This window comes from Pseudenhygromyxa sp. WMMC2535 (assembly GCF_011083025.2).
The window spans coordinates 3,457,348-3,474,909 of the sequence record NZ_JABJWV010000001.1 but is presented as its reverse complement, the minus strand read 5'-3'; the positions used below and the strand labels follow the sequence as shown (position 1 = coordinate 3,474,909).

The 17,562-nt window shown below is 69.8% G+C and carries 16 protein-coding genes; 12 read left to right on the top strand and 4 right to left on the bottom strand.

Annotation, left to right across the window (positions count from 1 at the left end; all coding sequences use genetic code 11):
* Positions 1 to 182: 182 nt before the first annotated feature.
* The 11 genes from G6O69_RS13530 to G6O69_RS13480 all read left to right on the top strand — a co-directional run bounded on the left by G6O69_RS13530 (position 183) and on the right by G6O69_RS13480 (position 11,923).
* Positions 183 to 1,829 carry a VCBS repeat-containing protein gene (locus tag G6O69_RS13530; RefSeq protein ID WP_176396816.1) on the top strand — a complete coding sequence of 549 codons (1,647 nt, stop codon included), beginning with the start codon at positions 183 to 185 and terminating at the stop codon, positions 1,827 to 1,829.
* A gap of 75 nt (positions 1,830 to 1,904) precedes the next feature.
* Positions 1,905 to 2,936, top strand: a complete 1,032-nt coding sequence (locus G6O69_RS13525) for a beta-ketoacyl-ACP synthase III (RefSeq protein ID WP_172303915.1) — start codon at positions 1,905 to 1,907, stop codon at positions 2,934 to 2,936.
* 108 nt (positions 2,937 to 3,044) lie between these two features.
* Positions 3,045 to 3,491 (top strand): ATP-binding protein, encoded by a 447-nt coding sequence (locus G6O69_RS13520; RefSeq protein WP_172303914.1) that lies wholly within the window; start codon positions 3,045 to 3,047, stop codon positions 3,489 to 3,491.
* A gap of 5 nt (positions 3,492 to 3,496) precedes the next feature.
* The gene (locus G6O69_RS13515; protein WP_172303913.1) at positions 3,497 to 3,946 is read left to right on the top strand and encodes an STAS domain-containing protein; all 450 of its coding nucleotides are present in this window, start codon (positions 3,497 to 3,499) and stop codon (positions 3,944 to 3,946) included.
* A 10-nt stretch (positions 3,947 to 3,956) separates the two neighbouring features.
* Positions 3,957 to 4,850 (top strand): PAS domain-containing protein, encoded by an 894-nt coding sequence (locus tag G6O69_RS13510; RefSeq protein ID WP_172303912.1) that lies wholly within the window; start codon positions 3,957 to 3,959, stop codon positions 4,848 to 4,850.
* Between the two features lie 111 nt (positions 4,851 to 4,961).
* Positions 4,962 to 5,552, top strand: a complete 591-nt coding sequence (locus G6O69_RS13505) for a hypothetical protein (protein WP_172303911.1) — start codon at positions 4,962 to 4,964, stop codon at positions 5,550 to 5,552.
* Positions 5,553 to 5,562: 10 nt separating this feature from the next.
* The gene (locus G6O69_RS13500) at positions 5,563 to 6,312 is read left to right on the top strand and encodes a hypothetical protein (protein ID WP_172303910.1); all 750 of its coding nucleotides are present in this window, start codon (positions 5,563 to 5,565) and stop codon (positions 6,310 to 6,312) included.
* Positions 6,305 to 7,057, top strand: a complete 753-nt coding sequence (locus tag G6O69_RS13495) for an SDR family NAD(P)-dependent oxidoreductase (protein WP_172303909.1) — start codon at positions 6,305 to 6,307, stop codon at positions 7,055 to 7,057. The genes G6O69_RS13500 and G6O69_RS13495 overlap by 8 nt, the downstream gene beginning before the upstream one ends.
* Positions 7,058 to 7,109: 52 nt before the next feature.
* Positions 7,110 to 8,666, top strand: a complete 1,557-nt coding sequence (locus G6O69_RS13490; protein WP_172303908.1) for a 4-hydroxyphenylacetate 3-hydroxylase N-terminal domain-containing protein — start codon at positions 7,110 to 7,112, stop codon at positions 8,664 to 8,666.
* A 95-nt stretch (positions 8,667 to 8,761) separates the two neighbouring features.
* A complete protein-coding gene (locus tag G6O69_RS13485) occupies positions 8,762 to 9,394 on the top strand; it encodes a hypothetical protein (RefSeq protein WP_172303907.1) in 633 nt (210 codons plus the stop codon).
* 6 nt (positions 9,395 to 9,400) lie between these two features.
* Positions 9,401 to 11,923, top strand: a complete 2,523-nt coding sequence (locus tag G6O69_RS13480; protein ID WP_172303906.1) for a TonB-dependent receptor — start codon at positions 9,401 to 9,403, stop codon at positions 11,921 to 11,923.
* A gap of 96 nt (positions 11,924 to 12,019) precedes the next feature.
* On the opposite strand, the gene G6O69_RS13475 is transcribed toward G6O69_RS13480, so the two are convergent.
* Positions 12,020 to 13,387: a trypsin-like serine protease gene (locus G6O69_RS13475; RefSeq protein WP_172303905.1), complete on the bottom strand. Its 1,368-nt coding sequence runs from the start codon at positions 13,385 to 13,387 to the stop codon at positions 12,020 to 12,022.
* A gap of 234 nt (positions 13,388 to 13,621) precedes the next feature.
* On the opposite strand from G6O69_RS13475, the gene G6O69_RS13470 reads away from it, so the two are divergent.
* Positions 13,622 to 14,125: a cupin domain-containing protein gene (locus tag G6O69_RS13470; protein WP_172303904.1), complete on the top strand. Its 504-nt coding sequence runs from the start codon at positions 13,622 to 13,624 to the stop codon at positions 14,123 to 14,125.
* A gap of 3 nt (positions 14,126 to 14,128) precedes the next feature.
* Here G6O69_RS13470 and G6O69_RS13465 read toward each other — a convergent pair whose 3' ends face one another.
* The 3 genes from G6O69_RS13465 to G6O69_RS13455 all read right to left on the bottom strand — a co-directional run bounded on the left by G6O69_RS13465 (position 14,129) and on the right by G6O69_RS13455 (position 17,512).
* Positions 14,129 to 15,100: an aldo/keto reductase gene (locus tag G6O69_RS13465; RefSeq protein ID WP_217909822.1), complete on the bottom strand. Its 972-nt coding sequence runs from the start codon at positions 15,098 to 15,100 to the stop codon at positions 14,129 to 14,131.
* A gap of 103 nt (positions 15,101 to 15,203) precedes the next feature.
* Entirely contained in the window at positions 15,204 to 16,364 is a 1,161-nt protein-coding gene (locus G6O69_RS13460; RefSeq protein ID WP_172303903.1) for an FHA domain-containing protein, read from the bottom strand.
* Positions 16,365 to 16,579: 215 nt separating this feature from the next.
* Positions 16,580 to 17,512, bottom strand: coding sequence for a divergent polysaccharide deacetylase family protein (locus tag G6O69_RS13455; RefSeq protein WP_172303902.1), 933 nt, complete (start codon positions 17,510 to 17,512; stop codon positions 16,580 to 16,582).
* Positions 17,513 to 17,562: the final 50 nt, after the last annotated feature.

Sequence of the window (17,562 nt, the reverse complement as noted above, 5' to 3'; positions counted from 1 at the left end):
CGCTGGCGACGCCGCGCTGCGGGCGTGTCGTCGCCTAGCCACGATGGTCAGTTTATTTCACGCCGTGTCCTGACTTCTCGTGACTCGCGGCACTGTGAGCCGTGCGCTATGATGGGGCCCGCGGGTCGCTAGTCGACCCATTGGGAGGCAGGTTGTCCTCGAGCTCCAATCAACGCCGCGTGATGTTCGCGAGTATCGCAATGATGCTCGCCGGCTGCACCATGGACATCATCGCGCTGGCGCCGGGGCCCCTCGACGTCGGCGACGAGAGCAGCGGGGAAGACAGCGGAGAGGACAGCGAGGACGAGTTCGCGGAGGCGTCTGGTGACGACGAGAGCTCGGGCGACGAGTCCGAGCTCGCGCGCCTCGACCTCGGCGGCCAGGAGTTCCACGACGCCTGCGAGATCGCCCCAGGAGAGCTCGACGCGGCGCTCCCCTGCGACACCCCGCAGGTCAGCGCCACGCTCTCGCCGCAGCTGGCGTGGAGCTGGACCGGCGCAGACGGGGAGGACAGCGCCCTGGTCACGCCCCTGGTCGCCAACCTCGACGACGACAACGGCGACGGGCTGCTCGATCTGTGCGACACCCCCGACGTGGTCGTCGTCACCGTCGACCTGCCAAAGAACAAGGGCCAGCCCATGCCCGAGGGCCACCTCGTGATCCTCGACGGCGCCAGCGGCCAGCTGCGCCTGCGCGTGCCGACTGGCGTCGACGCCAGCGTGACCCCGGCGATCGCCGACCTCGACGGCGACGGCCGCCCGGAGATCGTCACCCTCGAGCACGACGGCCCGGTCTCGCTGCTCCAGCTCCACGACCGCCGGCTGATCGCCTTCGATGCCGAGGGCGAGCTGCTGTGGACCGGCTCGGACTGGTTCCCCTCCCGGGGCGGCGGCGCCGTGACCATCGCCGACCTCGACGGCGACGGCCGCCCGGAGATCCTCGCCCCCGAGCACGTCGCCGACAGCAGCGGCCAGCTGCTGTGGGCGCTCGACGATCCCCCCCAGGCCAGGTCCATGCCCGTGGCCGTCGACCTCGACCTCGACGGCGACCTCGAGGTCCTGTTTGGCAGCAGCGCCTACGACCACCTCGGGACCCCGCTCTTCGAGCCCCCGGGCGACGCCAAGAACGTCGGCCTCGCCGCGGTCGCCAACTTCGACGACGACCCCTACCCCGAGATCTATCTCCAGACCGCCAAGCATCGGATCCTCGAGCACGACGGCAGCCTCAAGACCCAGTGTCCTGGCGGCCTCAGCGGCCCCGCGGCGATCGCCGACCTCGACGGTGACGAGATCCCCGAGCTGATCGCCGGCGTCGCCAACAAGTTCGGCGTGCTGCTCATCGTCGACGACCAGCTCACCAAGGGCTGGCAGCTCGACATCGACGAGGTCGAGGGCGCCTCCTCGGGTACGGTCTTCGACCTGCTCGCCGACGGCAGCCCCGAGCTGATCCACGCCGACCGCTCGCGCCTGCGGATCTACGACATCCAGGGCGAGGTCCTGTTTCAGACGGCCCGCAGCGCCCGCAGCAACCTCGCCAACCCGATCGTCGTCGACGTCGACAACGACGGCGCGGCCGAGATCCTCGTGGTCAGCAGCGAGGTCAGTGGCGGCCTCACGCCCACGCTGATGGTGTTCGAAAACGCCGACGACGCCTTCGCGCCGACGCGGCGGATCTGGAACCAGCACGCCTACTACCAGGCCAACATCAGCGAGAGCGCCGGCCTCCCGAGCGTCCCCGCGGCGGCCACGGGCGAGCTCGGCTTCCGGACCAACGGCGCCCCCCTCGGCCCCCCGCTCGAGGCCTCGTGCCAGGGCTTGTTGGTCGAATGACCCCGTGAAATATGCGAAATTAGATTCGCACTTCCGCGCCTGACAGCGGCTGCTAGAGTTCGCCGCGAGTCAGCCGTGGTCAACGCAATTATCACCGGAACCGGGTTTTACGTGCCGCCGCGGGTCGTGACCAACGACGACCTCGTCCGCGAACATGGCATGGAGACCAGCGACGAGTGGATCCAGCAGCGCACCGGCATCCGCGAGCGACGCTTCGCCGCCGACGGAGTCGGCAGCGCCGACCTCGGCCTCGCGGCCACCGAGATGGCCGTCGCCGACGCCGGCATCGAGCCGCGCGATCTCGACATGATCATCTTCGCGACCTTGTCGCCGGAGCACTGCTTCCCCGGCTCGGGGGTCTACCTCCAAGACAAGCTCGGGCTGACCGCCGGCGACGCGCTGCGCTACGTGCCCTGCCTGGACATCCGCAACCAGTGCTCGGGGTTTTTGTATGGGACCCAGGTCGCCACCGCGCTGATCCGCTCGGGGCAGCACAAACGCGTGCTCCTCGTCGGCGCCGAGACCCACTCCCACGCCCTCGACCTGAGCACCCGCGGACGCACGGTCGCCTCGCTCTTCGGCGACGGCGCGGGCGCGGTGGTGTTCGAAGCCAGCGAGGAAGATCGCGGCGTGCGCGGGGTCTGGCTGGGCGCCGATGGCTCCCACGCAGACGTGCTCTCGCAGCCGCTGTGGGACATCTCGCGCTTCCCCTTCGTCGAGGTCGACGAGCAGGGCGTGGGTCACATCCCACCGAGCATGCTGTTCGCGCACATGGACGGGCGCACGGTCTTCAAGCACGCGGTCATCAAGCTCGCCGGCGCGCTGATGCAGGCCCTGGGCGAGACCAGGTCCACGCTCGAGGACATCGACCTGTTCATGCTCCACCAGGCCAACAAGCGCATCAACGAGTACGTCGCCAGCAAGCTGAACATCCCTGCGCACAAAGTGCCGCACAATATCGAACGCTACGGGAACACCACGGCCGCCACGATCCCCATCTTGCTGGCCGAGGCCCAGCGCGACGGGACGCTTCAGCGCGGGATGAGGATCGCGCTGGCGGCCTTTGGATCAGGGTTCACCTGGGGTTCGGCGATCATCGACTGGTGAGCGGGTGCGCGGTCGCGCGCCCGACCCCTCGCCCACCTCCTGGGCAGGGGCGACAATCCACGTTCAGCATGAGCACCGACTTGGGGTACGCTCGTCGGGCCTACTCGAATGGTCGACGAACCCAAGGACCCGAGCGACGAAGGCGGAGACGACGTCCTCGCGGTGCCGATCCGCAGCGAGTCCGACCTCAACCATGCCCGCATGGTTGCGCGCGAGACTTGCACCCTGGTCGGCCTGCGTGGCTATCAGGCGCAAAAGGTCGTCACCGCCGTCAGCGAGCTGGCCCGGAACATCGCGCGCTACGCCGGCGAGGGCGAGCTGCGCTTCCGTGTCGACACCAACACCGAGCAGATCATCATCGTCGCCGAGGATCAGGGCCCCGGCATCCCGAACCTCGACGAGATCTTCGCAGGCCGCTACCGCAGCCGCACTGGCCTCGGCCGCGGCCTGCTCGGCTCCAAGCGCCTCGCTGACCACTTCGACATCAAGACGAGCTCGCAAGGTACCAAGGTGACGATCATCTTCGAGTACCCCAAGGGCGCCGGACGGAGGTAGCCGCCATGGACAATTTCGTGACTTGCATACCGCTTTGGGACTGCCTGCTGGTCCCCCTGCATGGCGACGTGAGCGACGACCAGGCAGATGTCCTGGTCACCGACGTGCTCGAGCGCATCAAGCGTGACGAGTGCTTCGGCGTGCTCGTCGACCTCTCGGGCGTGTGGACCCTCGACAGCCACCTGTGCGCCGTCCTGGCCCGCCTGGCCATGGCCGCGCGGCTGATGGGCGCCAAGACAGTGCTCTCGGGCATGCGCCCCGAGATCGCCATGACCCTCGAGGCCATGGGCATCGAGCTGCGCGGCATCGAGACCGTCGCAACCCTCGAGGACGCCCTCGGGACCATGGGCATCACCCGCGTCCGTCAGCCCCGCGAACTCGAGGACGACATGTTGATGCAGAGCCTGCTCGACGACTCCCGCGAGTCCGAGCCGCGTGGACGGGGGAAGCCCTGAGCCCCCCTTCATGACCGACAACATCGATAGCCTACGCGCGGAGAACGAGCGCCTACGCCAGCGCCTCGACGTCCTCGAGTCCCGCATCCAGCTCGTCGTCGAGGCGACCAACGACGGCCTATGGGACTGGGACCTCACGACCGACGAGACCTTCTTCTCCAGGCGCTGGAAGGACATCCTCGGCTACGCGGAGGACGACCTCGAGTCGAACTCGGGCGCCTTCTTCGAGCTCGTCCACCCGGACGACCGCGCCAAGATCCAGGCGGTCCTCACCGCCCACCTCGAGCGCCGCGTGCCCTATGTCGTCGACTTTCGCATGCGCGCCAAGAATGGGAGCTGGCGAGAGATCCTCGCCCGCGGCCAGGCCACCTGGGACGCGCAGGGCAAGCCGCTGCGCATGGCCGGCGTCCACACCGACGTGACCGAGCACCGTCGGCGCGAGCGCGAGCAGCTGCGCAACGAGGCGCTGATCGCCATCCAGCGCGAGACCATCAACGCCCTCGGGGTGCCCATCCTCCAGATCTGGCGGGGGATCTTGTGCCTGCCGATCCTCGGCGACGTCGACGACGCCCGCGGCGCGAAGATCACCCACGAGCTGCTCGAGCGCGTCGCCGAGTCGGCGATCCGCTTTGCGATCATCGACCTCACCGGCGCCGAGTTTCACACCGAGACCGTCCAGCACCTCGCCCGCATGACCCGTGCCCTGGGGCTGATCGGCGCCCAGGGGGTGTTCTGTGGGATCAGCCCGAAGGTCGCCATGACCCTCGTCGACGCAGGCGTCGAGTTCGACGAGGTCTCCACCTACCGCGACCTCGGCGATGCCCTGCGCGCCTGCCTGCTGCGTCTGCGTGCACGCGAAGCCGGGCTCTCCCCGGGGACAACAAACGAGGGCGCGCGGCGGTGAATAATTCCGCGAGTTCGAATCCTCGCTCGCAGGCGTAGCTCGGCTTGCGAGAATGATCGCTGGTGTCGCGACGAGGAGCCGCGGCTGCGAAGCTGATAAGTTGCGCCCTTCATGGCAACCCGCTTCGTCCCCACCTCCCGCATCTCCTGGCTGGCCTCGCTCGCGCTCGTGTGCCTCGTTGCGATGGCCAGCGCCTGCCAGCACTACATGGTCATTCAGCAGTCGGGGCCGCCCTCGGCCCTGTCCGGCGCGCAGGCGGTCTACGTGCAGTACGACTACTCGCGGATCGCGATCAGCGACAAGCACATGAGCGAGCAGCAGTGGCTCGACAGCCGCGAAAAAGACGAGCACCGCCAGACCTACCTCGACACCAAGAACTCCGTGAACATCGGCGTGGTCGAGGGCCTCAGCCAGAAGCTCGGCATCCCCGTGGAGCTCGGCCAGGCCCCCGCCGGCGGCGTGCAGCTCACGGTCACCTACCTCGACTGGGAAGAGGGCGTCTACGCCGGGGTGTTCGCCTGGCCGTCGCGGGTGATGGCCCACTTCATCTTCACCATCGACGGGCAGATCGTCGACGAGATCGAGGTCAAGACCGAGGAGGAGGCCACGCTCTTCACCCCGGCCCCGACCCAGCGCTTCCACACCTGCGGCCAGCGCCTCGGGCAGTACGGCGCCGAGTTCATCCTCAAGACCACGAAGTGAGGCGCGAGCGATGACGAGCGACGCCCCGGCCCCTCCGGCCCCATCCAACTCCGCTGACTCGGCTACCTCTGCTGGCTCGGCCGGCCTGCTCGACCCCTCGCGCCTGCGCCTCGGCGCGACCACGGGGCTGATCGCGGGCGCGCTCTTCATCATCGACGAGATCGCCAGCTTCTTCGCGGGCTTCCCCCCCAGCGATCCAGGCGCGCTCGCCGACTGGGTCGCGGCTGGGCGCGTGCCGATGATCGTCGCCAACGAGGCCGCCGGCATCGGCACGGGCGCCCTCGTCCCCTTCGCCCTCGGCCTCCACCACGCCTTCGCCCGCCAGCGCCGCGGCCTGGGCGTGGCCGCGGCTGGCCTGCTCGGCTGCGCCGCCCCCCTGTGGCTGGTCCTGGTGGTGATCCAAGGCCGGCTGATCTACCCGATGTTCGGCCAGCTCGCGGGCGACGAGCACAGCCTGCGGCTGCTCGTGCAGCTCTTGTTCGGCGGGCTGCACACCCTCGGCCTCGTGCTCGCGATGGCCGCGCTCTTCGCTGGCCTCGCCGTGCGCCAGGACGCCCACGCGCTCGACGAGGGCACCAACGCCAGCGCCCTCGCGGGCTTTGGCGCCGCGGTCTTCGTGATGACCCTCGCCGGCACCTTCCCCGAGCAGCTCGGCGTCACCGCGACCGCGATCTGCCGCGCGAGCTTTGGCCTGTGGGTCATCGTCTGGAGCCTGCACCTGCGCCGCCTCGCCGGGCTATGCTCGCGCCCCCGTGAGTGAGCGCGTCCTGATCATCGGTGCGACCTCGGCCATCGCCGCGGCCTTCGCCCGGCTCCACGCCCAGCGCGGCAGCCAGCTCTACCTGATCGCCCGCAACCGCGAGCGCCTCGCCGCCCTCGTCGACGAGCTGAACGCGGCTGGCGAGCGCGTGGTCGGCTGGGCGAGCGCCGACCTCGACGCGCTCGCTCAAAACGCCGCGCTGGTCGCCAGCGCCCACGCCCGCCTGAGCGGCTTCGACCTCGTGCTGATCGCCCACGGCTACCTGGGGGATCAGCTGCGCTCCGAGACCGACCTCGACGAGGCCCTCGCCAGCCTGCGGACCAACCTGCTCAGCCCGGTCAGCCTGCTGCTCGAGATCGCCGCGCGCTGCGAGGCCCAGGCCAGCGGGCGCGTCGGGGTGATCACCTCCGTGGCCGGCGAGCGCGGGCGCCCGCGCAACTACACCTACGGCGCGGCCAAGGGCGGGCTGAGCCGCTACCTCGAGGGCGTGCGCAGCCGCCTGTACCCCAGCGGCGTGCGGGTCTACGACTTCAGGCTCGGCCCCGTGGACACGCCCATGACCCACGACCACCCCAAAAACGCGCTCTTCACCACGGCCGAGCGGGCCGCGGCGCGCATCGATCGTGGCTTCGCCGGGCGCGGGCGTGCGGTCTACGTGCCCGGATTTTGGTGGTGGATCATGCTCGTCGTCCGCTGGCTGCCCGAGCCGATCTTTCAGCGCCTGTCCTTCTTGAGCGGGCGCTGATCGAGCTGCGAGCCGACAGCGCACGCCGGGGTCCGCCGGGTATACTCGTGCGATGTCCGCACGATCCCCGCGAGCGCCGATCCGCACCGGCGCCGACTACATCGAGAGCCTGCGCGGCCGCGATCTTCGGGTCTTCTTCATGGGCGAGCGCGTGGCCGAGCCCGTCGACCACCCGGTGATCCGCCCCTCGATCAACGCCGTCGCCGAGACCTACGAGCTCGCCTCGCGCGAGCCCGAGCTGGCCACGGCCCGCTCCTCGATCACCGGCAAACCCATCAACCGCTTCTTGCACGTCGCGGGCAGCTCCCGCGACCTGGTCTTGCAAAACAAGATGCAGCGCAAGCTCGGTCAGCTGACCGGGACCTGCTTTCAGCGCTGCGTGGGCATGGACGCCATCAACGCCCTGCACTCCGTCACCTACGACATCGACGCGGCCACGGGCAGCGAGTACCACGCCCGGCTGCTGCGCCTGCTCGAGCACGTCCAGACCTACAACTTGGTGATCGGCGGGGCGATGACCGACCCCAAGGGCGACCGCGCCAAGGCCCCCCACGAGCAGCACGACCCCGACCTGTTCCTGCGCGTGGTCGAGCGCCGCGAGGACGGCGTGGTGATCCGCGGGGCCAAGGCTCACCAGACCGGGTGCATCAATTCGCACTGGCTGATCGTGATGCCGACCATGCGCCTGAGCCCCGCCGACCGCGACTGGGCCGTGGTCGCGGCGATGCCGGTGGACACGCCGGGGATCACCTTCGTCTACGGCCGCCAGTCCTGCGACACCCGCAGTCTCGAGCCCGCCGGCCGCGGCCTCGACCAGGGCAACCCGGGCTACGCCGGGCAGGAGGCCCTGGTGATCTTCGACGACGTGTTCGTGCCCTGGGAGCGCGTGCTGATGAACGGCGAGACCGAGTTCGCCGCCAGCTTGGTCGAGCGCTTCACCTGCTACCACCGGCGCAGCTACGTGTGTAAGAGCGGCGTGGGCGACGTGCTGATCGGCGCGGCGGCGACCATCGCCGAGCAAAACGGCGTGCCCAAGGCCTCGCACATCCGCGACAAGCTCGTCGAGATGACCCACCTCAACGAGACGATCTACGCGACCGGGATCGCGTCCTCGACCCAGGCCCAGGCCACGCCCTCGGGCTGCTACCTCAACGACGACATGCTCGCCAACGTCTGCAAGCACCACGTCACCAAGCTGCCCTACGAGCTCGGGCGCCTGGCCCAGGATCTCGCCGGCGGCCTGGTCGTCACCTTGCCGGCCGCCGCCGACCTCGACTCGGAGGCGGTCGGGCCCGCGCTGCGCAAGTACCTGGCGACCCGCGCCGACGTCGAGGTCGAGGATCGCTGGCGGATCTTGCGGCTGATCGAGAACATGACCATGGGCCGCAACGCCGTCGGCTACCTGACCGAGTCGCTCCACGGCGCGGGTTCACCCCAGGCCCAGCGCATCCAGATCGCGCGCCAGGCTCAGCTCGAGCTCAAGCAGCGCATGGCCAAGCGCATCGCGCGGACCTCCGACGCCGACCCGGATGGGGCCCCCACGCCCACCGACGAGGGCTACCTCGGACGGGTGTTCGACCTCGACCCCGGGCCCCTTTCGGGCGATTGAGCGTCCGCCCCCCCCGATAGTCGAGCAACTGTTCAAGTATCGAATAGCTGTGTACACCTTGACGAAGTGAAGGACTTCCTCAAGCATCGCCAACCATGAAAAAGGCTGCACCGCTGATCATCGCGGTGAGCCTGGCCTTCGCTTGCGTCGAAGACCAGGATCACGACGACCACAACCACGAGACCGAGGTGATCTCGACCGTCGAGCTGACCTTCACGCCCGACGCCGGTGGAGACCCCGTGGTCGCCACCTTCTTCGACTCCGACGGCGACGGCGGCATGTCCGGCACCGCCGAGGCGATCAACCTGGTCGCCGGTATGACCTACACCCTCGAGCTGAGCTTTCTCAACGAGCTCGAGAGCCCCGCCGAGGACATCACCGAGGAGATCCGCGAAGAGGCCGAGGACCACTTCGTGTTCATCGCTGGCGACGGCGTCGAGGGCCCCGCCTCGAGCACGGCCTCCCCGTTCGTGACTCACGCCTACGCCGACGTCGAGTCGGACTACACCGAAAACCTCGTCGGCGACGACCTGCCCGTGGGTCTGTACAACACCATCACCGCTACCGGTGAGGGCAGCTCGGAGCTGCGCGTGATGCTCCGCCACCTCCCGGAGCTCAACGGCAGCCCGCAGAAGTCGGCGGACCTGCCCTCCTTGTTCGCCGCAGGCGACGCGCTGCCCGGAGACGTCGATGTCGACGTCACCTTCGAGCTGAACGTCGTCCCCTAGCCATCCATGCTCGCGCTCGCGCTCGCGCTGCTGGCGGCCTCCTCGCTCGCCGTCCTCGCTCCCCCAGTAGGAGCGACCGAAGGAAGGGAGGAGGTCCCCAGCGCGCGCGCGCCTGCGAACGCCGGTGAGCCGCGCCCCGAGGCAGGCGAAGCGCGCTGCGTCGACAAGGCGAGCTGGACCGGGCTGATCGTCGACGCCGACACCGACGAGGGGGTGCCCGACGCCGAGGTCGAGCTGCACCCGCGCGGTCAAACGGACGCCCTGCGCGTGCGCACCGACGCCGACGGCCGCGTCCACGTCGACGGGCTGTGCACCGGGACCTTGCACGTGTCCGTGCGCGTCGGCGAGCACGAGGCCGACGAGCGCACCGTCGATCTCGTCGCACCAGGGGTCGACACCACCATCTACCTCGCCCCGCTCCACGCCCACCACAGCGAGCGAGTGATCGTCGTGCACGACGACGACGAGCACTACATGGGCGCGAGCGAGGAGATCGCCGGGGCCGAGCTCGCCCAGACCCGCGGGGTCGGGCTGTCCGACGCGATCGAGCAGGTCTCGGGGGTCTCGACCCTGCGCGGGCCCGCGGGCGGCATGGGCAAGCCGGTGATCCGCGGACAGATCGGCCGGCGCAACCTGATCATCTTCGATGGCATCCGCCACGAGGGTCAAAAGTGGGGCCTCGACCACGCCCCCGAGGTCGACCCCTACGCGGCCGGGCGGCTGACGGTGATCAAGGGCGCGGCCACGACCCGCTTTGGCCCCGACGCCATCGGCGGGGTGGTCCTCGTCGAGCCGCGGCCGCTGCCCCGCGCCCCGGGGGTCGCCGGCGAGGTCAGCACCGTCGGCGGCAGCAACCCCCTGGGCGGGGGCCTGGCCGCGCGCTTCGACCACGCCCCCGCCCGGCTCCCGGGCTTCGCGTGGCGCGTCGAGGGCAACGTCGGCCGCCACCGCGCAGCCCTGACCCCGGACTATCCCCTCGACAACACCGGCGACCTCAGCTGGAACGTGGGCGCGCGCGCGGGCTACCTCGGGGACCGCTTCGACCTCACCGCCGGCTACCGGCTGCTGCGCACCCGCGCCGGGATCTGCACCTGCCTGCGCGTGTCGACCCCCGAGGAGTTCGACGCCGCGGTCTCGGCCAGGCAGCCCGTCGCCTCCGAACTCTACACCGCAGAATTCCCGATCGAGCGCCCACTCCAGGCCTACTGGCATCACCTCGCCATGGCCCGAACCCGCGTCGACCTCGGCGCGGGCGGAGAGCTGCACGCGACCTACGCCTACCAGTTCAACGACCGCGAAGAGTACGACATCGTCCGCAGCAACATCGACGGCCCGCAGCTGACCTTTCAGCTCGCCACGCACAGCGTCGACCTCGACTACGAGCACCCCCGCGTCGAGCTCGGCCGCGACTGGGTCCTGGTCGGGGACGTGGGCGCGAGCTTCAGCCACCAGCAAAACGCCTTCACCGCCGCGACCACGCTGATCCCCGACTACCGCCAGGCCTACGGCGGGGTCTATGTGGTCGAGCGCTTCGTGGCCGAGCGCGTCGAGCTCGAGCTCGGCGCGCGCTACGACGGCCTCGATCGCCGCGCGAGCCTCAACGAGCGCGACTACCTCGGCCAGCTCGCCGGCGAGCGCCTCGACGCGGACGCCTGCGAGCGCACCGACGACGACGGCGCGCTATGCCGCAAGGTCTTCCACACCCCCTCGGCGAGCGCCGGCGTGCTGACCCGGCCATTCGCGCGGGTGCCCGAGCTGAGCTGGCGCGTCGACCTCAACTCCTCGGCGCGGATCCCCGCCATCGACGAACAATTCATGAACGGGGCCGCGCCCTCGTTCCCAATCCTCGGCCTCGGCGACTCGCGGATCGGCGTCGAGCGGACCTGGGGCGGCGCGACCAACCTGGTCTACGCCGGCACCTGGCTCTACGTCGAGGGCTCGGCCTACGCCAACTACATCGACGACTACATCTACTTCAAGCCCGAGCCCCAGGAGGGTCAGTGCGCGCCGCTGACCTGCACCACCCGCGGGCCGCTGCCGGTGTTCGTGTTCGAGCCGACCGACGCGCTCTTCGGCGGCGGCGAGCTGAGCTTCGAGCTCGACGCCCCGCGCCTGCCCCTGTCCCTGTCCGGCGACGCCGCTTGGGTCCGCGCCATCGACCTCGAGACGGGCGGCTACCTCGCGCTGATCCCCGCCGATCGCTACCGCGTCGCGGGGCGCTGGAACTGGGCCGACTTCTCGGTGACCTCGAACGGCTTTTTGGAGATCGACGGGACCTACGTGGCCCGCCAGCGCCGCTACGATCCCGACGCCGACTTCGCGGACCCGCCCAAGGACTACGTGCTGCTCGGCGCCAGCGTGGGCGTGGAATTTCCCGGCCAGGACTACCTGGTCCGCACCAGCCTGACCGGGGCCAACCTGCTCAACGCCCGCTACCGCGAGTACACCAGCTTGCTGCGCTACTTCGCCGACGAGCCCGGGTGGAGCCTGACCTTGCGCGTGGCCGTGGAATTCAGCGTGGGGACCTGAGCGCGCGCCCAGACCCCCACACCATCATCTCATCACCGGCCAGCGGCGCTCGACCAGCCCAGCGCCACTCGACCAGTCGAGCGGCGCTCGACCGGCTCAGCCTCGACGCCGGCGCAGGCCCAGGCCGAGCAGGCCCAGGCCGAGCAGGCCCAGCGCACCGCCGCCGAGGTCACGGTCGTCGGTGCTCGCGCAGGCGCAGCCCCCCGAGTCCACGCCGCCCTCACCGCCCTCGCCGCCGAGGTCGTCGCCGCCGGTCGCGTCGCCCTCGTCGCCGCCCTCGTCGCCGACCTCGTCACCCGAGCCGTCGTCCTCGTCGACGCTGAAGTGGACCGTCGCCGAGGCCTCGTTGCCCCAAAAGTCGACCGTCGTCGCCGAGAGCTCGTACTCGCCGGCGGGGAATTGCCCCCCGGCCCACACGGCCGGGTTGGTGTCCGAGTAGCCCGGGACCGCCTCGCCGTTGATGCTCAAGCTGGTCTCGAGCGGCAGGTCGCTGTCTTCTTGGATGAGGACCGTGATGTCGATGGCCGCGGGGACCTCGCTGAACACCTGGCCGTCGGTCGGGACGCTGAACTCGAGGGTCGGCGGGTTGGCCTCGTAGTGTTCGTCGTAGAAGGTCGAGCCGCAGCCCCCGCTCCACTCGATGGCCGTGGTGTCCTTGCACCACGTGGGCCACGAGCCGCCCGAGAGCGCCGGCTGGGCGTCGGAGAAGTTGCCGCACAGCTCGGTCGGGTTCCACGTCCCGTCGTAGTCGTGGCAGGGCGTCACGTCGATGCCCGAGTCCTGCTCGATCCACTGGACCGCGTAGACGGCGTTGGAGTGGGTGCCCTTGGCCGAGTTGCAGGTGCCCGCGCTCTTGGTCGAGGCGATGCCGTAGGCGTGCCAGCTGCCGTCATCGTGGCGGATGAAGGCCGGGCCGCCCGAGTCGCCCGAGCAGATCGTCGGCTGCTCGCTGCCGCCGACGTCGAAGCGCCCGTTTTGCAGGTTGGAGATCGTCGTGAACGCCCAGCGCTTGCGCCCGGACCCGGTCTCGCCCGAGTCGTTGCCGAAGCCGACCACCGCCACGGTCTGGCCGTTGTAGAGGTACTCGTTGACCTCGCAGCCGTAGCCCACGGGCGTGGTCGGGATGTCGGTCATCGGCTCGGCGAGCACGCAGTAGGCCCAGTCGTTGGTCTGGCTGCCGGTCCAGCCGTCGTAGACCTCGCAGTACTCGACCTGCTTGGTCTTGAGGGTCGCGCTGCTGTCCCCGAAGCGCACGACCTTGTCCTCGGCCTCGCAGTGCGCCGCGTACATCACCACCTGGGGATGGATCAGCGTGCCCGAGCACAGCGAGCCGTTGCCCGTCACCTGCACCGTCGTCGGCCACGCGCAGTACTCGGTCTCGCTCCCACCCCAGACCGCGGGGTTTTGCTCCTCCCCGGCCTGGACCTCGGGCTGCCCTGCCTGGGCCCCGGCGAGGGGCAACACGAGGAACGAGAGGAACGCGAGAGGTACGAGGATTTTCTGCGAGTGTGTATGAGGAATGATAGCCATGACTTGCAGGGCATCATGAAGGATTTCCCGCCGAAACTCAAATCTCGACATTTATTTCTATTATTGAACAAGTCATGAGTTACAAATTTTTCTATCGGTGAATCTATTGCGTGATCACCGAAGCACCATGGATATGGTCGCACTGTGCGCATGTCCTGGCTGACACCCATGAGCGCTTTCATCCTCGGCGCCTGCGCGACCGTGGCCGTGCAGAGCTCGGCCACGACGCAGGCCGACGCGACAGGCAGCGGGCCGCTCGAGGACGCCACCGAGCGACCCCTGAGCTCGACGCCCGGGTCCGACGCTGCCGAGTCGCCCGCCACCGTGCTCGCCCTGAGCGAGGCGCCCACGGCCACCTCGCCCAGCGGCGCCGCCACGGTCACGCACCTCGCCCGCGGCCAAAACGCCTACCTCGGCCTGCTGCGCATGGCGGGCGGCGCCGAGGTCCCGCTCCACCGCGACCCCACCGAGGAGTTCATCCACGTGCTCGAGGGCGAGGGGATCGTGACCATCGATGGCGCGGAGTACCCCGTCTCCCCCGGGACCACGATCTACATGCCGGCGAACGCCGAGGTCGGCTTCCGCGGCGGACCCGAGGCCCTCGTCGCCCTCCAGGTCTTCGCCGGGCCGGGCCCCGCGGACAAGTACGAGGCCTGGGAGCCCGCGAAGTGAGCCCTACTCGCCCCAGAGATCCGCGACGGAGTAGCTGCCGCCGGGCAGCGCCCAGAAGTCGCCGAGCACGTAGCGGCGCTGGGTCTCGCCCAGGTCGGCGAGGGCCTGCATGTCCTCGGCCGAGAGCGGCTCGGCCCGAGCCGCCGCGAGGTTTTGGCGCAGGTACTCGGGCGTGACCGACTTGGGGATCACCACGGTCTCGCGGTCGAGGGCCCAGCGGATCAGCACCTGCGCCGGGCTCAGCCCGCGGCGCTCGCCCACGGCCGCGACCACCGGGTCCGCGAGCAGCTTGGGCTCGTCGGGCTTGCGCAGCGCGGCGTTGCGATCCCCCGAGCCCAGCGGCGAGTAGGCCGTGACGACCACGCCCCGCCGCTTGCACAGCTCGACCAGCGCGTTTTGGGGCAGGTAGGGGTGGAGCTCGACTTGGTTGACCTCCGGCTGCACGCGCTCGGCCGCGTCGAGCAGCGCCTCGAGCCTGGCGGCGTGGACGTTGGACACCCCGATGTGCCGGCTCAAGCCCGCCGCCTTGGCGTCCTCCATGCCCGCCCAGGTCGTGGCCAGGGGCAGCGTCGCCAGGGGGATCTGGTCGTCGTGGGTCTTGGGGTAGAGCACGCCGTGGCGGTGGGCCACCGGCCAGTGGATCAGGTAGAGGTCGAGGTAGTCGAGGCCGAGGCGCTCGAGGCTCCCGCGCAGCGCCGGCACGACCTCGTCGCGGCCGTGGCAGTCGTTCCACAGCTTCGAGGTGATCCACAGGTCCTCGCGGCGAACGACGCCGTCCTCGAAGCAGCGCCGCAGGCCCTCGCCGACCTCGTCCTCGTTGGCGTAGATCGCCGCGCAGTCGATGTGCCGGTAGCCCATGCGCACCGCCGCCTCGACGGCCGCGCTGACCTCCTTGGGCTTGGACTTCCAGGTGCCGAGGCCGAAGGCCGGCATGGTCTCACCGTCGCGCAGACGCAGCGTGCTGAGGTCGCTCATGCCGAACTTTTACCGCGCGCCGCGAGCCCGCGCGAACCCGCCGCCTCGACCGGCGACCAGCGAGGCTCGTCCGGCGAGCGCTGACTCGGGGCCGGCCCCGGCGTCACAGCTCGATGCCGAGCGGCCCGCAGACCTTCTCGAGCATCTCTTTTTTCGACTGCGGCAGCTTCTTGTAGGCCGCCTTGGCCTTGGACTTGCTGCCCATCTTGCAGGCCGTCACGCCCATCAGGCTCAGGGCCTCGTTGCCCTTGCCGCCGTCGTAGGCCTCCTTGGCCAGGGAGTAGGCCTTGCTGTTGTTCCCCCCGACCATGGCCTTGCGCGCGGCGTCGAGGGCCGCGTCGGGGCTGAGGCCCGAGCTCTTGGGCTGCGACGACTTGGTCCGCGACTTCGACTTCTTGGTCGACTTCTTCTTGGTCGAGTTCGTCGAGGGCTCGTCGTCCTCGATGACCTCGTCCCCGTCGCTGTCCTCGGCGTCGTCCTCGATGATCTCTTCGTCGTCGCCCTCGTCCGCGACCGCCTCGTCCTCACCGGCAGAGGCGACCGCGCCCGCTTCGGCGACGCCCTCGTCGAGGGCGGCCTCGCCTGCGTCGGCGGCCGCACCACCATCGCCACCGCCACCATCAGGGCCAGCGTCGCCAGCCTCACCGCCGGCGCTCGCCTTGGGATCGCTGGTCGCCACGCCCGAGCTCTGCTCGCCCTCACCACCGCCGCCGCCGAGAGCCCACACGCTCACGCCGATGATCGCCACGAGCGCGAGCAGGCCGACGGCGATCAGCCCGCCCTTGCCCTTGCGCTCCTCTTCGCCCTCGGCCTGCCCCTGGTGGTAGCCCAGCGCGGCGCTGGCCGTGGCCGCGTCCATGTTCGCCGGGCGGATCGGCTCGAGGTCCTCGACCGACACCGAAGGCAGCTCCGTGGAGCTCGAGCCCATGCCGTCGTTGGCCGCCCGCGGCCGCTCGATGTCGACGGTCGCTCGGTCGACGTCGTCGGTGAGCGTGAGGTGGTAGTCCCCGATCTGGATCAGATCGTTCTCGGCGAGCAGCGTGGCCTCGCCGATCGGTACGCCGTTGACCTTGACCCCGTTGTAGGAGTCGAGGTCCTGGATGGACCAGGCATCCTCCTTGAAGATCAACTTGGCATGGCTACGCGACACGTTCTGCTCGGTGAGCTGAATCGTGTTGTGATCCTTGCGGCCGATGGTCACTTCCTCGTCGCCGAGGGGAACGACCGTAGTCGAGCCTTCGAGGTCTTCGATGATGAGCCTCACGCCCAATGTCCTACTAGGCTATTGATGGCGGCCCAAAGCTGTCAAGGCGCATTTGTCGGAGGAGGTAGGTGGGCCGTGTAGGCGCACCGAGGCGCAACGGGGGCCACTCTCGCCTTGCGCCCTTCCTGCAGTCCCGGGGTGAGCGCCACGCGATCACTGGACATCAGCACCGTCTTGGCGAGCTCGCTCGATCCCGCCCGAGTTGGCGGAGGGAGTCAGCGGGACGCCGCGATCAACCGCGAGAGCGGGTAGATTCCGACACCGCCGCGGTGCAGCTGCGGCAGCTCGTCACGCAGTACCTCGACCACATCCATGGAGGGGTGGGCGATCACCACCGTCGGCTCATGGCGCGAGGACTCGGCGGCCTGCGCCAGCGCCCGACGGATCGCCGGCTTGCCCGGCTCGTGATCGAGGAAAAATTTGCGAGAGATCGTGGCCACGCCAGCGCGCTCGGCCTCGGTCGCGGCCACCGTCTCGGGGTGCGTGCGCGAGTCGAAGAAGTAGAGCCCGCGCGCGCGCAAGGTCGGCATGAGCGCCGCCATCGCCCGCGCGTCGGTGGTCAGCCGCGAGCCCATGTGGTTGTTGACGCCGACGGCGTCGGGGACCACGACCAGGGCCGCCTCGAGCTTGGCCTGGAGCGTCTTGGGATCGTCGGCGGCGCGCAGGAAGTCCTCCCGCGCGTCGTCTCCGCTCTGCATGTGGGTGGCGTCGAGGGGCTCCATGGGGAGGTGCAAGAGGATCTCCCGAGGCCGGCGCGGATCCGCGTCGAGGCGGTCGGCGACCCCCTGGGCGTAGACCGCTCCCGGGAGGATCGAGAAGCTCAGGGGGAAGCGCAGCGCCAGCAGCTTGTCGAAGTAGTCGAGCTCGCGGCCGACGTCGTCGACGACGATCGCCAGGTGGCCCTCGGCCTGGTCCCAGGGGATGGTCAGGTCGCCCTCCTCGCGCTGCCAGTCCTCGGCGTCGCGCTCGGCCCACTCGGCCGTGCGCTGGCGGATCGCCGGGGCCTCGGGGGGCTCCACGGGGGCGCTCGGCGGGGGTGACGCGAGCAAGAAGAGCGCGCAGGCGATCACCACCCAGGCCAGCAACAAGATCGTGGCGATCGGGTTCCTGGGCCGCTCGACGGCCGACGGTTGGCTCGCAGAGGCCATGTCTGGCCGATATCACGATCCCTGCGGGAGCGCCGGTTTTTGGCGAGCGC

Bases quoted from the DNA above. Each gene is read 5' to 3' on its own strand.
- G6O69_RS13530 (WP_176396816.1), top strand. From the start codon at position 183: ATGTTCGCGAGTATCGCAATGATGCTCGCCGGCTGCACCATGGACATC.
- G6O69_RS13520 (WP_172303914.1), top strand. From the start codon at position 3,045: ATGGTCGACGAACCCAAGGACCCGAGCGACGAAGGCGGAGACGACGTC.
- G6O69_RS13515 (WP_172303913.1), top strand. From the start codon at position 3,497: ATGGACAATTTCGTGACTTGCATACCGCTTTGGGACTGCCTGCTGGTC.
- G6O69_RS13510 (WP_172303912.1), top strand. From the start codon at position 3,957: ATGACCGACAACATCGATAGCCTACGCGCGGAGAACGAGCGCCTACGC.
- G6O69_RS13505 (WP_172303911.1), top strand. From the start codon at position 4,962: ATGGCAACCCGCTTCGTCCCCACCTCCCGCATCTCCTGGCTGGCCTCG.
- G6O69_RS13500 (WP_172303910.1), top strand. From the start codon at position 5,563: ATGACGAGCGACGCCCCGGCCCCTCCGGCCCCATCCAACTCCGCTGAC.
- G6O69_RS13490 (WP_172303908.1), top strand. From the start codon at position 7,110: ATGTCCGCACGATCCCCGCGAGCGCCGATCCGCACCGGCGCCGACTAC.
- G6O69_RS13485 (WP_172303907.1), top strand. From the start codon at position 8,762: ATGAAAAAGGCTGCACCGCTGATCATCGCGGTGAGCCTGGCCTTCGCT.
- G6O69_RS13480 (WP_172303906.1), top strand. From the start codon at position 9,401: ATGCTCGCGCTCGCGCTCGCGCTGCTGGCGGCCTCCTCGCTCGCCGTC.
- G6O69_RS13470 (WP_172303904.1), top strand. From the start codon at position 13,622: ATGAGCGCTTTCATCCTCGGCGCCTGCGCGACCGTGGCCGTGCAGAGC.
- G6O69_RS13465 (WP_217909822.1), bottom strand. From the start codon at position 15,100: ATGAGCGACCTCAGCACGCTGCGTCTGCGCGACGGTGAGACCATGCCG.
- G6O69_RS13455 (WP_172303902.1), bottom strand. From the start codon at position 17,512: ATGGCCTCTGCGAGCCAACCGTCGGCCGTCGAGCGGCCCAGGAACCCG.